This window comes from Chryseobacterium mulctrae, from assembly GCF_006175945.1.
Classification (GTDB): Bacteria; Bacteroidota; Bacteroidia; order Flavobacteriales; family Weeksellaceae; genus Chryseobacterium; species Chryseobacterium mulctrae.
Genome location: NZ_VAJL01000001.1, coordinates 1,698,041 through 1,713,817, shown reverse-complemented (window position 1 = coordinate 1,713,817; position 15,777 = coordinate 1,698,041). Strand labels below are relative to the sequence as shown.

Here is a 15,777-nt window from a genome sequence, read left to right as displayed (position 1 = left end):
TTATTTTGAAGTGGTGAATTCTGTTGATTTTGAAAATTTAAATGGATCTAAAGTCATTCCCATTCCAGGTTTTAATTGATCATTAACTAAAACCGGAAGTTTTCCTGAAATTGTAGTCTTTCCACGAAATGCATCTGCAGTTGCCGTCATAGAATCATCGTTGTTTTCGTAAGAAACCAGAACGGTGGAAACTTTAGATAGATCAATATCCTTCAAAGCATATGCGCTTCCAAAAATATTGAGAATCACATTTTGGTTTTTTGTCAATTCCGATAAAATCTTTTTTGACTCTGCTGAAATTTTGTAAGGTTTGTAAGCTGTAGAATTATCTTTATGAAAGCCTACAATTACCGTAGAATTTGCAGGAATTGTATTGATTTCTGAAGCTTTTTTAACAATAATTTTAGCATCTAATTTCAACCTATTTTCAAAAGTCTGATAAGGAGCTTCTTCCAATGGAACATAATAATATGTTGTATTAGAATTTAAAGGAAGTAGTTTCTTTTCGTCTTTTAATAATGTTAAAGCATTTGAATAAAGATTTTGAACCAATTTTGTATGCGAATCATTATTGAGGTCATAATTAACGTTTTCTGGATTTTTTGGAGTGTACTGGCTTAAACCCAAAAGATATTTAGTTAATAAAATTTTCTTCACACTTTCTTCAACTCTCGATTGAGAAATTTCTCCTTTATCGATTGCTTTCTGAATGAGTTTTTTACCTTCCGAAACACCTTGAGAAAAAAGCATGATATCATTTCCTGCCTTGAAAGCCAAAGCATCTAGTTCGCCCGGTTTGTATTTATTAGCTACAGCGCCCATATTTAAAGCATCTGTGATAATCAAACCTTTGTAACTAAGCTTTTCTTTTAATAATCCGGTGATAATATTTTTTGAAATAGAAGCAGGAATTCCTTTTCCTGACTCCAAACTTGGAACGTACAAATGCGCAACCATTACGCCACCAATTCCTTTATTCATCAAAGCTTTGAAAGGTGCTAATTCTATTTTATTTAATCTATCTAAATTATGAGAAACTACGGGAAGATCGAGGTGAGAGTCTGTATTGGTATCACCGTGTCCCGGAAAATGTTTAATCGCCGCAAGAATATTGTTGTCTTGCAAACCATTTGCATAAGATAATGCAGACTGCGTAACATTAGAGACTTCTGAACCGAAACTTCTGTTTCCAATAATCGGATTGTTTGGATTGGTATTGACATCAACAACAGGTGCAAAATCCCAATTGATACCCATTCTTTTGCAATCTTCGGCAATTTTCGCAGCCATCTTATAAATAAGATCTTTATCCTGAATAGCACCCAATGTCATTGCCCAAGGAAATTTGTGAGCAGTATTGATTCTTTGGTAAAGCCCCCATTCAGCATCCATTCCGATCATTAACGGGACTTTTGATTTTTGTTGAAATTCATTTACAAGATTAATTTCTCTTGCTGCGTCATCCTGCATCAGAATCAATCCGCCGATTTTATCGTTTGTAACAATATTCCTTACCTGATTAATATGGTTTTCGTCTTTATTGGTGTAGAGCGCCACAATAAAAAGCTGGCCTAGTTTTTCATCCTGTGAAAGACTGTTGTAAGTTTGGTTGACCCATTCTTTTGCTTTTTTAAGATCATGTTTTGAAATATCCTTTGGCTGATATTGCGCCGAAAGATTTACACTGAATGAAACGGTAATTAAGAGAAAATTAAAAACTAATTTCTTCATGATTTTTGAATATGAACAAAAATACGATTAAAAAAATGATGAATACTAAAGTTTTTGTGATTTTTGGTATATGTTTTGATTCCGCCATTAGTAATATTAAAACTTATTTAAAATGAAAAAAATTATTCCATTTTTAATGCTTGCATTTGTCAGTGTATTTACTGTTAGTTGCGATAATGACGATGATAATGTACAGTACGTAGATAACGACACTGTTGCAGGAGTTATAGAGATTACTAGAAGTTTCCAATATAATAGTACCACAGATCAACATTATATTAATCAGTCAATCAGCATATTGCCTTCTGATATGGTTTTAGTATATAGATTAAAAGATCTTTCCGGAAGTAATAATGTTTGGGAACAAATTCCTAAAACTATTTACCTGAACAATGGTAACGAATTAGATTATGATTTTGATTTTACTAAAAATGATGTGCAAATCTATATTGGTGGAACTTATGATGTAACGACTACGCCAATTTATTATAATAATCAAAAATTCAGAATTGTTTTAGTTCCTGCAGATATTGTAAATAAAGGTGCTCAAGCTCCAGTTGATTACAGCGATTATAATGCAGTTATCAAGTATTTTAAAATTAACGATTCAAAAGTTACGAAATACTAATTAAGCAGAATCTTTTCAAATTTTTATAATAAAAAAGCGCCGGAAATTTACTTTTCGGCGCTTTTGATTTATTTGATTTAAATTATTTCTGGTCATCTAAAAAATGACCGAAGAAATCTTTTTTTGTCTGTAAATATTCTTTACTATTTTCGTTTGCAGGGATTTGCAACGGAACTCTCGAGTTGAGGTTGATGTTGCTTTCCTTTACAAACTTTACCTTTTCCGGGTTATTGGTTAAAAGGTTGATATTTTCTATTTTCAGTTGATTTAGAATTTCGATAGCGATACCAAAATTTCTGTCATCGGCAGGTAAACCAAGCTCCAGATTTGCCTGTACAGTATCAAAACCTTTTTCCTGAAGAGAATATGCTTTAAGTTTATTGATGATTCCGATGTTTCTACCTTCCTGACGAAGATAAATGATGAGTCCGCCATTTTCATGCATATATTTCATTGCTGCATCAAGCTGTTGCCCGCATTCGCATTTTTTTGAATGGAAAACTTCTCCGGTAATACATTCAGAATGAAAACGTACATTAACAGGCTGAGAAAAATCTGTATTTTCTGCGATTACTGCCATGTGCGGCATCCAGTCATTTTCATCTTCCGAAAAAGCGATCATTCGGAAATTACCGTGTTCTGTAGGAACATTAGCTTCCGCCTGAATTTTAATCATTGAATTGTTTTGTTTATTTTTTTCCGTTTACAGAATCTTCTATTACGGTAATATTAGTTTTTAGTCTTACCAAATATCTGTTTAATACTTCATCTTCATCCTTTTTAAGATATTTTCTTAATTTTTGGATATTTTTGTAAGATTTTTCCAGATCTCTAATGGTCTTGTTTTTACCTGAATTATTCCCTGCAGCTATCGCATACAGATAATTTTGAAGCGTGTACTTTAAGGTAATTACTTCATCATTTACAGCAGTATTGGTAAATTTAGGAAAAGTAGAAATCAGATTAGTGATTTCTGAGGCATTTACATTTTCGGTAATATTGATGCTTATACTTTTTGAATCTTCAGAATCAGATTTTGCCTCACTTGAGAATGTGTTTGATAAAGGCGATAAATTCAGCTTTTCAGTGGCACAAGAAGTGATTAATAAAAGTATTCCAAGAAAAAGTAGTCGTCTCATTTTTGCTCCTTTTGGTAAAGGATTGGGTTAAGACTTTCATCGTTGTACATTTTCATTTGTTTGTACACTTTCATCTTAACATCACCGTTTTCAATATCTGTAAGTAATTGAATAATTGAAGTTGACAAATCTTCTTTCTGAGTATGCAATACGTCTAATTTTGCCTGGCAATTTTGACGGTGCTCTTCAGAAGCAGATTCTCTGTTGGCTTCCAACGACATATGATAAACCTTTAATGCCAAAATAGATAATCTGTCAACAGCCCAAGCTGGAGTTTCAGTATTTATTTTTGCATCAGATTTAGGAGTAATATTTTTATATTTATCTAAAAACCAACTGTCTATAAATTCCACTAAATCAGTTCTTTTTTGATTTGAAGAATCTATTGTCCTCTTTAATTGAAGAGCTTCAACAGGGTCTATGTTTTCATCTCTAATAATATCTTCCAAATGCCATTGAACGGTATCAATCCAGTTTTTAGCATACAAAATCCGTTCCAAACTGTCTGTTTCAAAAGGATTTTTCACAGGTGTCTCAACGCTGTCTAATACATGATAGTCTTCAATTGATTGGTTGAAGATCTTCCAGGCAGTATCGGTGAAATTCATTGAAATGAAGAATTATTTAGTTGCTGTTTGAATTATTGTTTGAAGGATTATTCTCCGTAGTTTTTGCTTCCGGCTTGTCTTCTTCTTTAATAGCATCTTTAAATTCTTTAATTCCAGAACCCATACCTCTCATCAATTCAGGGATTTTTTTACCTCCGAAAAGTAATAAAAGAATGATGGCAACGATAAGGATGTGCTGCCAAGATAAGGCGAGTATTGTTAATGTATACATTTCTTAAATTTTTGCAAAGTTAATCTTTTTTTAATATGAAACCCAACCTAATGGGTCAACTGCATTATTTCCATTCCATATCTGGAAATCAAGCGTATAAGTGCCGTCAAAATCCTGTGCAACTGCTCCTACCACTGTTCCTGCAGAAACCTGTTGGTTCTTAGAAACTGTTGTGCTGCTTAGATTTGAGTAAATGGTAAAATAATCACCATGTTTTATCATTACCGTTCTTGTACCGTCTGCCGAAGGAATTACCTGAGATACTACTCCTGGGAAAACGGCTCTTGCAGAAGTTCCTTTTGCTACGGATATTTTAATACCGTTATTTTCTTCCCAAATCGATTTAAAGACAGGGTGTTGCTGTCTTCCGAATCTATGGGTGATTGTTCCTTGCGCAGGCATAGAAATTCTACCTTTGTTTGAAACAAAATTGCTTCCTGCAGCTGGAGCAGATACACCATAATTGGTCATTGCTTTTGTTTCAGCCGCTTTTTTATCGCTTTCTTTTTTCTTTTCTAAAGCTTCTTCAGCAGCTTTTGCAGCGTTTAGTTTGGCTGTAGCTTCTTTGGATCTTAATTCAGCATCTTCAGAAGCCTTTTTAGCAGCAATCTTTCTAGCTTCATCTTTTGCACTAGCCTCGCTTCTTGCTGCTTCTTCATTTCTTTTTCTTTCTTCTTCAGCTCTTTTAGCAACTAAATCTGCAGCTTTTTTAGCTTCAGCTTCGGCTAATTTTCTTTCTTTTTCCAAAGCTTCGGCACGAGCTTTTGCTTCTGCTTCAATTCTTGCTTTTTCTCTGTCTGCAGCGATTTTTGCTAAACGAATTTTTTCTGCCTCTGCTTTTCTTCTGCTTTCTTCTTCAGCTTTTGCAATTCTTATTTCTTCAGCAATAATGGCTCTTATTTGTCCTTCTAAAGCTTTAGACTGAGATTGTTTTTGTCTAAGATCAGCGGTAAGTTTTGTTTCGTTTTTCTTGAAATCTGTCACCAACTGTTCTTTCTGAGTACGCTCAACACTGATAGTTGTTAAATCTTTTTTCTGATTAACTAACAGGTTTTCTTTTTCGTTCGCCGATCTCTTTTTCTGTTCAACAGATTTTTTCAGCGCAACGGCAGCTGTTGTTATTTCAGCAGCTTTTTTATCCTGATAATCTGAATATTGCTTTAAATATTGTACTCTTCGTAATGCTTCCCCCAAACTTTTTGATGAAAGTATAAAAGTTACTTTATTTTGTACTCCTTTGTTTTTGTAGGCATTTACCAAAACTTGAGCGTAATTTTTTCTTAAAACAGCAAGCTCTCGGTTTTGACGATTAATTTCAAGCTGACGAAGATATATTTCGTCTTCAATAAATCTTTTTTCTTTTTGCGTATTATTATAAACCTTTTCTCTAAGCGCTAATTTTTTATTAACGTTATTCAAATATGAGATAGACAATTTAGATTCGTTTCTTGTTTTTGCCAAATCTGAATTTATCTGAGATATCTGTTTTTTTAGATCAGCATTTTGCTTTTGCAATTGTTCTTTGGTTTGTTGACCATATTGTAAACCGAACAGCAAAATGCCTATTAAAAAGCTAATTTTTTTAATCATTTAATATCAATTTTCTTATAATTGGCTGGAACAGAATAAGGTGTTTCCATCCTCGAAAAGTCAAATTTCGTGTTTTCCATTAAAATCTGGCTTGTTTTAGAACCTTTTATAATTATTTTAACATTTTTTGGTAGCTTTACTTCATTCGGAAAGGTCTCCCAGTTTTCATATACGATTTCAATAGCATCATTGGATTTTACATCTTGTAATTTTACCCAATTTAAATTGAAATCTTCGGTGTACTGCATTTCTACTTTGTATTCTCTTGTAACTTCGTCTGTAACGATCTTCTGGTTTGTAATGGAAGTCAGCTGGTAACCTTCAGAGTTTTTTACAATTCTTGAATTACTGTTGGTGATATGCATAAATGTACGTCCCATCAAGAGTTTTTCTAAAGTTTTATAATCAATAAAATTAACATTCAAAAGGTTATTGAGATAATCAAAATCTGAATCGATATAATTTTTATTGTATCTGTCCATAGCCTTAATTCCTTCCGGCGTTATAATCGCTCTTGCTGCAGGAATGATTAGAAAAGTAATATTAGACCATATTTTTTTATCATTTTCGATGTAAATTGTTGCGTCAAGCGGACTTACTCTTAAATCACTTGCTGTAATTTTACTGCTGATTTTTACATGTTCAAATTTTGGATGTAGAAATATTTTCTCGTAAAAAGTCAAACGATCCTGAATGTTTTTAGCATCTTTAGGATCATTTTTATCTGAATTTTGTATCTGGATGCTGTCGTTCTCAGAAGAATTCTGATTAAGGGCTTTTCTGCTTTTGCAGGAAAGTACAGTCAGTGTAAGAATCAGGAAGATAGCCCCGTTTTTCATATGATGTTTTATTGTTTTTGTAGCGAATGTAATCTCTTCGATTTTATTTGCAGATTTTTAGTAACCTTTTGCAATATTAACGCCAAACCACACAAAATGTTATTGTGTGGTTCTCTCAACGTTATTTTATTTAAATTTATTTTGATAAAAAATCTAAAACTGAAAAATCTCCTAAAGAAATTTCTCTGGCTACTCCAAAATAATGAGCCGAGCTTCCGATCATTGAGTTGGAAAGATTTCCATGATCAATCACTGTTTTCTCCTGAATCAGCGAGTTGTCAATATTAGAATTGATTACTTTTGTTCCTTTACCTAATGAAACGTAAGGTCCGATTTTTGAGTTGGAAATTTCAACTCCTTCACCGATATAGCAAGGCTGAATAATTAAAGAATTCTGAATATTGGCAGATTCAGGATAAGCTGTAAACTCATCTTTTTCATATTCTAAAATCTTACCATTGGTTTCTACAGTCGCATTTTTGTTTCCACAATCCATCCAGTCATCTACTTTTCCTAAAGAAAATTTAGCACCGGCTTGACGAAGATTTTCTAAAGCAGTGGTCAATTGATATTCTCCACTTACTTTAATGTTATTATCCATGATATGGTTAATTTCAGCCATCAATTTTTCTGCTGAATTAAAGTAATAAATCCCAATGATCGCCAAATCTGAAACAAAAGTCTGAGGTTTTTCGATGAAATCTGTGATAAAACCATAATCATCCAGTTTTACAACACCAAAAGCAGAAGGATCGTCTACTTTTTTCACCCAGATTACGCCATCAGAATTTGTATCTAAAGTAAAATCTGCTCTGAAAAGAGTATCTGCATAAGCAATCACAACATTTCCCTGCATAGATTCTTCAGCACATTTTATCGAATGAGCTGTCCCAAGAGGTTCAAGCTGATGATAAATGGTTCCTTTTGCGCCAAGTTTTTCTGCTATTTTAAGTAATGATTCTTCTACTTCAGTTCCAAAATCTCCGATAATAAACGCTACCTCTTCAATTTTTTCACCTGCCACTTTAGCAATATCTTCTACTAATCTCTGTACGATTGGTTTTCCTGCAATCGGAATCAATGGTTTTGGAACGGTTAAAGTATGTGGTCTCAATCTTGAGCCCTTTCCAGCCATTGGAACAATAATTTTCATATGTGAATGTTTGTTTTTATTTATAAAGTTTAATTAAGCCCTTCTTAGAATTTTATTTATCATCGTCCTTTCATTATATGCTAAAAATGCAATGAAGAAAAGAAACAATCCGTTTCCAATTAAATAATTGTGCCGGAAATAATAAAAGGATATCATCGAAATACCAATAGATAATGAGAGATAAATTGCTATTTTGGATGTATTATAATGAATAGGGTATTGTGATTTCCCCCAAAGGTATGAAATAATCATCATACTTGTATACGTGATTAATGCAGCAAAAGCACTCGCCCAATATCCGTAGGTAGGAATAAATGTAAAGTTGATGAAAATAGTAATTGCAGCTCCGATTAAAGAAATATACAGCCCAACTCTTGTTTGATCTGAAAGTTTATACCAGATCGATAAATTTAAATAAATACCTAAAAATAATGCACCTAACATTACAAATGGAATGATCTCAATTCCCTCATAATAAAGTGGATTTTTTAAATATTTTTCAGAAATCCATTGTAGATTTACCATTAATCCGATGTAAATTAAACAGTTGCAAATCACAAAAATATCCATTAAAACGGCATAAGTTTTATGGTTGTTTTTATCTTTAAAACTTGAGAAAAAGTAAGGCTCAATTCCTAATTGATAAGCCTGTCTGAAAACCGTGATAAAAGTTGCAATCTTATAAACAGCACCATAAACTCCGATCTGATGCTTCGCTTCTTCTTTTGGAAGTAAATATTTTAAAAACTGTCGGTCTAAAGTCTGATTGATAATTCCTGCCAATCCTGCAATCATTACAGGCCAGGAATAATTCATAATTCTTTTCCAAAGCTTAAAATCGAATTTTTTAAAGCTGAAATTCACAAATTCTTTTCCTACAATCGCTAAAGTAATGATACTTTGTACCAGATTGGCAATGAAAACATAACCAACACCAATTTCAGGGTTATATTTAATTCCTAAAATTCCGTCAGGATAATTCGGAAGCCATTTGATGAAGAAAACAACTAAAAAGTAATATGCCAAAGAACCAATTACTTTTGAAAGCATATATTGAATAGGTTTTCCTTCAAGTCTTAAAACTGCTGAAGGAATTGTGGAAAATGCATCGAAGGATAGAATGAAAAGGAAAATAATTAAATAATTAACCTGATCCGGAGTTTCGAAAGCATTCGCTAGATCCTGCCTGAAAACATATCCTAAAATCAAATAAATAAAGCCTGTTCCTAAAATACTTAGAGCACAGGTAGAAACCAAAGTTTTCTTATCAATATCACCTTCCTGCGCAAAACGAAAAAATGACGTTTCCATCCCATGAGTCAGGAAAACGGTGATTACTCCGGCAATAGAATACCAATCTACGAAAGGTGACGAAGCTGAAGGTCCGAAAGCTTTTGTTACAATAGGTGCAATAAGAAAAGGGAAAATTCTTACCAATACAGAACTGAGCCCGTAAACAGCGGTTTGTCCAAATAGTTTCTTATACAATTTTAGGTTTTTAAAATGCAAATGTAAATATTAGAATTCATAATTTTCTGATTGATGTTTAAAAATCACTTTGGAAAATATTAAATTTGTGCAATATCAATCTTATATCTAAAAAGTAAAAATGAAAATTCTTATAAAAAATGCTCAAATCGTCAACGAAGGAAAAATTATAAAAAGTGATATTCTGATTGAAAACGATTTGATTTCTAAAATTGATTCTCAAATTTCTGAAGATGCAGACCAAATTATCGATGCCGAAGGAAAATATCTTTTGCCTGGAGTAATCGATGATCAGGTACATTTCCGTGAACCAGGTTTAACGCACAAAGGCGATATCGAATCTGAATCTCGTTCTGCGGTTGCAGGAGGAACTACAAGTTTTATTGAGCAACCCAACACTGTTCCCAACGCTGTAACTCAGGAATTATTAGCTGATAAATACGACATTGCTTCTCAGAAATCATTTGCCAATTATGGTTTTATGATGGGCGGAACGAATGATAACTTGGAGGAAGTTTTGAAAACAAACCCAAGAAATGTTCCCGGAATTAAATTGTTTTTAGGTTCTTCCACAGGAAATATGTTGGTTGATAATCCTGAAACTTTAGAAAATATTTTCAGCAATACAAAGATGCTGATTGCGGTTCATTGTGAAGATGAAGCTACAATTAGAGCCAATACTCAAAAATATCTGGATGAATATGGTGAAGATATTCCTGTGAAATTCCATCATTTAATAAGAAGCGAAGAGGCTTGTTATAAATCTTCATCAAAAGCAGTTGAGTTGGCAAAAAAAACAGGAGCAAGGCTTCACGTTTTTCACCTTTCCACTGCTAAAGAAATGGAACTTTTCAGAAATGATATTCCTTTAAAAGATAAAAAAATCACTGCGGAAGTTTGTGTTCATCATTTAACTTTTACGAATGAAGATTACGACACAAAAGGAGGATTAATCAAATGGAATCCTGCTGTAAAAACGCAAAAAGATAAAGATGCACTTTGGGAAGCTTTGTTGGATGACAGAATTGATGTGATTGCGACAGATCATGCACCTCATACTTGGGAAGAAAAACAAAATGTGTACACCAAATGTCCTTCGGGAGCGCCTTTGGTTCAGCATTCTTTGGTTGTAATGTTAGAAAATTATAAAAACGGAAAGATTTCTTTGGAGAGAATTGTTGAAAAAATGGCTCACAATCCTGCGATTTTATTCAGAATTGAGAAGAGAGGTTTCATTAAAGAAGGTTACAAGGCTGATCTAGTTTTGGTTGATCTTAATGAAAACTGGACCGTTGAAAAAGAAAATATCCTGTACAAGTGCGGTTGGAGTCCGTTAGAAGGGATGAGTTTCCAATCTAAAGTGACGCACACTTTCGTTAATGGAAATCTGGTCTATGAAAATGGAAAAATCAATGAACAAAAATTCGGAGAGCGATTGCTTTTTGAAATTCAGGAGTAAATTAAAATAGAATTTTCATGCAATTATATCAATAGGAGCGGGCTTTAGCCTGCTTTTTCATTTGCCCGCCTCAAATTGGCTTTAGCCAAAGCTTAAAGTTTACAAATAAAAAAGACTACAACTTGCAATCTTTTTTTCTCTCGCAGATTAAGCAAATGATTGCCTTTAAAAATCTGCGTAATCAGCAAAATCTGCGAGAGATTTATTTATAGATTCTTCACTCTACTTTCGCACTATTCATAACGAAAAATTCGCAAAACAATTATTTGTGAAAATTAGAGCAAAACATTAGTGCAATTCGTGTTTAAAAAACTATTTCCTAGCCTTAGAACTCATCTGAAAACTTAATTTTCCACCATTCATAATATCAGAATGCTTCAAAGTAAAGTTCTTAATTTCTTTTCCATTCAAAACAATTTTTTCCACATAGACATTCTTTGCACTTTGATTAATAGCTTCAATTTCAAAAGTTTTTCCGTTTTCCAAATTCAAAACAGCATGATCAATCGCCGGACTTCCAATGGCGTAATCTTCCGAACCTGGAGCAACAGGATAAAAACCAAGCGAACTCAAAATATACCATGCGCTCATTTGTCCGGTATCGTCGTTTCCGCCCAATCCATCGGGTGTCGCTTTGTATTGCATTTCCAAAATTCGTCTAATCTGTGCCTGCGTTTTCCAAGGTTGTCCCGCCCAATTGTAGAAATAGGCAACATGATGAGCAGGCTCGTTTCCGTGAACATATCCTCCGATAATTCCTTCTCTTGTAATGTCTTCCGTGTCGGCGAAAAATTCGTCTGGTAAATGCATCGTGAACAATTCATCCAGTTTTGAAGCAAATTTTTTCTTTCCACCCATCATTTTAATTAATTCGTCCGGATTTTGGGGAACAAAGAAACTGTAGTTCCACGAATTCCCTTCGATAAAGCCTTGTCCGTGCGTACTTAATGCATTAAAATCTTTTTTAAAACTTCCGTCAGCCAAACGAGGACGCATAAATCCTACTGTTTTATCAAAATTATTTTTCCAGTTTTCAGAACGTTTGATGAATTGATTGTAAATTTCTGTTTCTCCTAAATGTTTCGCCAATTGAGCAATTGCCCAGTCGTCGTAGGCATATTCTAAAGTATTTGAAACCGAAGTCCCACTTTTTTCGACAGGAATATATCCTTTATCAATGTAATATCCTATTCCTTCATAATCTCTTTTGTTGGCAGTTTCTACACAGGCTTTTAAAGCAGCTTTTGCATCACCGTTATAATTTCCTTTAATAATCGCATCTGCTACTACACTTACGCTGTGATAACCGCTCATACACCAATTATCATTCGCATAATGCGACCAAATTGGCAACATTTTCATAGAAAACTGATCGTAATGTGCCATCATCGATTTCACCATGTCACCGTTTCTTTTCGGTTGAATAATATTGAAGAAAGGATGAAGTGCACGATACGTATCCCAAATAGAGAACGTTGTGTAGTTGGTAAAACCTTCCGCTTTATGAATATTTTGATCTAAACCTTTATACTCTTCATTCACATCCATATAAGTTGTCGGATTGATAAAAGTATGATACATTGCCGTATAAAAATTCGTTTTTTCTGTTTCAGAACCTTTAATGACGATTTTGTTTAATTCTTTATTCCAAATTTCCTGTGTTTGTGCTTTCACTTGGTCAAAAGATAAGTTTCCAGTCTCTTTTTCTAAGTTTTCTAAAGCATTGGCTTGACTTACTGGTGAAATTGCCAACTTAACTTCAATCGCTTCATTTTCATTCGTATCGAAATCAAAATACATTTTCAGATTTTTTCCTGCGATTTCCGGGAAGTTTTTCGTCTGATCAAATTTTCTCCAAAATCCACCGTAAACTTGTTTTCCATCATAATTTTTCTGACCGTAAGATTTAAATGGCTTTGAAAATTTCATTGCAAAATAAACCGTTCTCGTTCTCGCCCAACCGTTAGTTTGTCGATAACCGGTAATCGTATTTCCGTTTTCTACGCGAACATAAGTCCAGACATTTTTACCATCATAATTGTAAATTCCGGCCATCAAATCTAAAATAATATGCGCTTGGTCAGATTTCGGGAAAGTATAACGATGAACACCGACTCTTGTTGTAGAAGTTAATTCGGCTAAAATATTATGATCGTCTAACTTTACTTTGTAATATCCAGCTTCTGCGGTTTCATTTGCATGTGAAAATCTGCTTCTGTAACCACTTTCAGGATTTGTTGCTGTTCCGGGATTCAATTGCAGTTTTCCCACAGTTGGCATTACGAGAAAATCTCCCAAATCAGAATGTCCGGTTCCGCTAAAATGGGTTGAGCTGAAACCGACAATCGTTTTGTCTTCATATCTGTAACCTGCACAATATTTATAAACATCACCATTGTATTTTCCATTCATTTCGTAGGAAATTGTATCGGTTTCAGGACTGAGCTGAACAGCTCCAAAAGGTGCGGTTGCACCGGGATAAGTGTGGCCCATTTTTTCTGTACCGATTAACGGATTGACATATTGAACCAGTTTTTCGGATTTTTGAGCTTTAATATTTAGTCCAAAAAATAAAAGAAATAGAAAAGGAATAGTTGTCGGATTTTTCATGAAAATTATTTTGAATCGTAAATTTAATTAAAATGAAATGTAAAGGTTTATCAATACAATGTTATCGATACAATTTTAAATCATTAAGTTTATTTAAGAAGTAAGATGAATTAAGAAAAATATTTTTTAAGCTAAATGCTAAAGTTTATCTTTCTGCTTAATGTTTAAATTTTCTCTCGCAGATTAAAGATATTTGGCAGATTTTTTATAAGCTTTATCAAAATAATCTGCGAGAGTTTAACTTTTTAATAAAATTAATGCTTTAAACTTTCTCCGAAAATCGAAAACCAATTCCGTGAATGTTTTCTATTGCAACAGTATTCTCATCGGCAAAAACTTTTCTCAGTCTTGAAATAAAAACGTCCAGACTTCGTCCCATAAAATAATCATCATCGCCCCAAATTGCCTTCAAAATATCCTGTCTTTTGAGAACCGTATTTTTATGACGAATAAAATACAAAAGCAGATCAGATTCTCTTTGGGTAAGTGTGATTGTATTTTGATTATCGTTTAAAGTATAGTTTTTAGGATCAAAATTGTATTTTCCAACTTTATATTTTTGTGGAAAAGTTTCCGTTTTCTTAGAACGTTTCAGGAAAATTTCAATTTTTAAAATTAATTCTTCGATGCTGAAAGGTTTCACCAAATAATCATCTGCTCCGATTTTTAAACCTTTAATTCGGTCTTCTTTTAAAGCTTTAGCAGAAGTGAAAATGATTGGAATTTCAGCGTTTTTATCTCTTATTTTTTGAGCTAAATCGAAACCGTTCATTTCGGGCATCATAATATCAAGTAAACAAATATCAAAATCTTTGGTGTTGAAGGCTTCAAACGCTGATTTTCCGTCTGAGCAATGTTCTATTTCATAATAATTTTCCAAGCTGTCCTGAATCAGAAAAGCTATGGTTTCATCATCTTCTGCGTATAGAATTTTAGATTTATCCATCATTTACACAAATTAAATTAAAACGGAAAAAACAGAGTAATGGTGATGCCTTTATCTGCGTTATTTTCAACTAATATTTTCCAGTTATGCTGCTGAACGATTTTTTTTACATAAAATAATCCCAGCCCAAACCCGTTGATTTCGTCACTATTATTGGTAGGTACTCTGTAAAATTTATCAAAAATATGATTGATATTTTTCGCAGGAATGCCCATTCCGTTGTCTTTAAACTTTAAATATAAGCCTTTTGAATCTTTCACCGAAGAAATAAGAATTTCAGGTTTTGTTTCGCAATATTTAATAGAGTTATCTAAAAGATTGTAAACGATATTGGTAAAGTGAAATTCATCTGCTAAAATTGAAATATCATTTTCAATATCTATCTGGATTGAAATGTTTTCATTTTTCTGTTTAATAGTTTCTGCAATCTCCTCAATAAGCGGTTTCAAAATTATTTTCTGAGGTTTTAATGATAATCCTGAAGCATCGTTTTTTGCAATATTCAATATTTTTTCAATATGATTATTCAGTTTAAAACTTTGATTAATGATAATTGATGTGTACGTTTTCAACTTGGGGTTTTCTTGCACGACTTCCTGTTTGTTAAGTGCTTCAGAAGCTAATAATATTGATGATAAAGGAGTTTTAAACTCATGCGTCATATTGTTGATAAAATCGCGCTGTAATTCTGAAAATTTCTTCTGTTGAATAATTGTATAAATTGAATAAACATAAACAAGAAGGATAATGATCAGTGCAAAAGTCAGAAGATACCAAAAACGCAAAGAACTAATCAGGTAAGTGGTTTTATCGGGGAAACGGATCGAAAAATAATACGTTAGATTTTTATGTTTCGGAAACTGAATGACTTTTTCATTTGGCTCTTCCTGATGACTGGTCATGTATTTTCCATACATCATCTGGTCGCTGTGACAATTGTACAAAGCGTAAACATAATCTGTATTAATTTGAAATCTCGTAAATTCTGTTTTTAGATAATGCTCAAGAACTGCGGGATGAAATTCGTTATTAATATTAACAACATAATAATCATTCGCAATAATTTGAACAGGATTTTCGGTGAAAGAGGATTTGCCTTCAGTCATTTTGTCAACAACCTCCATTAAAGCGATGTTTACTTTCTGATTAAATTTTCTGTCCTCAAGATTATAAGCTTGTTTGGTCCACATAAGTTGAGCTATCAAAATTCCGATGATAGCAACCAATCCAAGGCTTATAATAATATTTAGCTTTTTAATTTCCATTTCCAGAAGCAATATTATCCAAAAATATCTATAATTTTTTTACCATTAACAACTCGTTAACAAATGTTTGATAACGGTTAACAACTTAC

Annotated in this window: 14 protein-coding genes; 2 read left to right on the top strand and 12 right to left on the bottom strand. The window is 33.1% G+C overall.

Annotated elements, in window-relative coordinates:
- Complete coding sequence (locus FDY99_RS07630) at window positions 1-1,731, bottom strand: glycoside hydrolase family 3 protein (RefSeq protein WP_139420454.1); 1,731 nt, start codon at window positions 1,729-1,731, stop codon at window positions 1-3.
- A gap of 112 nt (window positions 1,732-1,843) precedes the next feature.
- Between FDY99_RS07630 and FDY99_RS07625 the strand changes: the two genes are divergently transcribed.
- Window positions 1,844-2,359: a hypothetical protein gene (locus FDY99_RS07625; protein ID WP_139420452.1), complete on the top strand. Its 516-nt coding sequence runs from the start codon at window positions 1,844-1,846 to the stop codon at window positions 2,357-2,359.
- 82 nt (window positions 2,360-2,441) lie between these two features.
- On the opposite strand, the gene ribA is transcribed toward FDY99_RS07625, so the two are convergent.
- From ribA to FDY99_RS07585, 8 genes are all read right to left on the bottom strand, one after another.
- On the bottom strand, window positions 2,442-3,035 hold the full coding sequence (gene ribA, locus FDY99_RS07620) for a GTP cyclohydrolase II (protein ID WP_102979228.1): 594 nt from the start codon (window positions 3,033-3,035) through the stop codon (window positions 2,442-2,444).
- A 13-nt stretch (window positions 3,036-3,048) separates the two neighbouring features.
- Window positions 3,049-3,498: a hypothetical protein gene (locus FDY99_RS07615; protein WP_139420451.1), complete on the bottom strand. Its 450-nt coding sequence runs from the start codon at window positions 3,496-3,498 to the stop codon at window positions 3,049-3,051.
- Window positions 3,495-4,106 carry a DUF4254 domain-containing protein gene (locus tag FDY99_RS07610; protein WP_139420449.1) on the bottom strand — a complete coding sequence of 204 codons (612 nt, stop codon included), beginning with the start codon at window positions 4,104-4,106 and terminating at the stop codon, window positions 3,495-3,497. Before FDY99_RS07610 ends, FDY99_RS07615 begins: the two co-directional genes overlap by 4 nt.
- Window positions 4,107-4,122: 16 nt before the next feature.
- Complete coding sequence (locus FDY99_RS07605) at window positions 4,123-4,338, bottom strand: twin-arginine translocase TatA/TatE family subunit (protein ID WP_139420447.1); 216 nt, start codon at window positions 4,336-4,338, stop codon at window positions 4,123-4,125.
- Between the two features lie 30 nt (window positions 4,339-4,368).
- The gene (locus FDY99_RS07600; protein WP_139420445.1) at window positions 4,369-5,928 is read right to left on the bottom strand and encodes a murein hydrolase activator EnvC family protein; all 1,560 of its coding nucleotides are present in this window, start codon (window positions 5,926-5,928) and stop codon (window positions 4,369-4,371) included.
- Window positions 5,925-6,767 carry a DUF4292 domain-containing protein gene (locus FDY99_RS07595; protein WP_139420443.1) on the bottom strand — a complete coding sequence of 281 codons (843 nt, stop codon included), beginning with the start codon at window positions 6,765-6,767 and terminating at the stop codon, window positions 5,925-5,927. The genes FDY99_RS07600 and FDY99_RS07595 overlap by 4 nt, the downstream gene beginning before the upstream one ends.
- 136 nt (window positions 6,768-6,903) lie before the next feature.
- Window positions 6,904-7,920, bottom strand: a complete 1,017-nt coding sequence (locus tag FDY99_RS07590; protein WP_074231046.1) for a sugar phosphate nucleotidyltransferase — start codon at window positions 7,918-7,920, stop codon at window positions 6,904-6,906.
- Window positions 7,921-7,953: 33 nt separating this feature from the next.
- Entirely contained in the window at window positions 7,954-9,408 is a 1,455-nt protein-coding gene (locus tag FDY99_RS07585; RefSeq protein WP_139420441.1) for a lipopolysaccharide biosynthesis protein, read from the bottom strand.
- A 121-nt stretch (window positions 9,409-9,529) separates the two neighbouring features.
- Between FDY99_RS07585 and FDY99_RS07580 the strand changes: the two genes are divergently transcribed.
- Window positions 9,530-10,867 carry a dihydroorotase gene (locus tag FDY99_RS07580; RefSeq protein WP_139420439.1) on the top strand — a complete coding sequence of 446 codons (1,338 nt, stop codon included), beginning with the start codon at window positions 9,530-9,532 and terminating at the stop codon, window positions 10,865-10,867.
- Between the two features lie 312 nt (window positions 10,868-11,179).
- Here the strand turns inward: FDY99_RS07580 and FDY99_RS07575 are convergent, their stop codons facing one another.
- The 3 genes from FDY99_RS07575 to FDY99_RS07565 form a co-directional block, all read right to left on the bottom strand.
- Complete coding sequence (locus FDY99_RS07575) at window positions 11,180-13,477, bottom strand: GH92 family glycosyl hydrolase (protein ID WP_139420437.1); 2,298 nt, start codon at window positions 13,475-13,477, stop codon at window positions 11,180-11,182.
- Window positions 13,478-13,739: 262 nt separating this feature from the next.
- Complete coding sequence (locus FDY99_RS07570) at window positions 13,740-14,423, bottom strand: response regulator transcription factor (protein ID WP_139423778.1); 684 nt, start codon at window positions 14,421-14,423, stop codon at window positions 13,740-13,742.
- Window positions 14,424-14,440: 17 nt separating this feature from the next.
- On the bottom strand, window positions 14,441-15,688 hold the full coding sequence (locus FDY99_RS07565; protein WP_139420435.1) for a sensor histidine kinase: 1,248 nt from the start codon (window positions 15,686-15,688) through the stop codon (window positions 14,441-14,443).
- Between the last annotated feature and the right edge of the window lie 89 nt (window positions 15,689-15,777).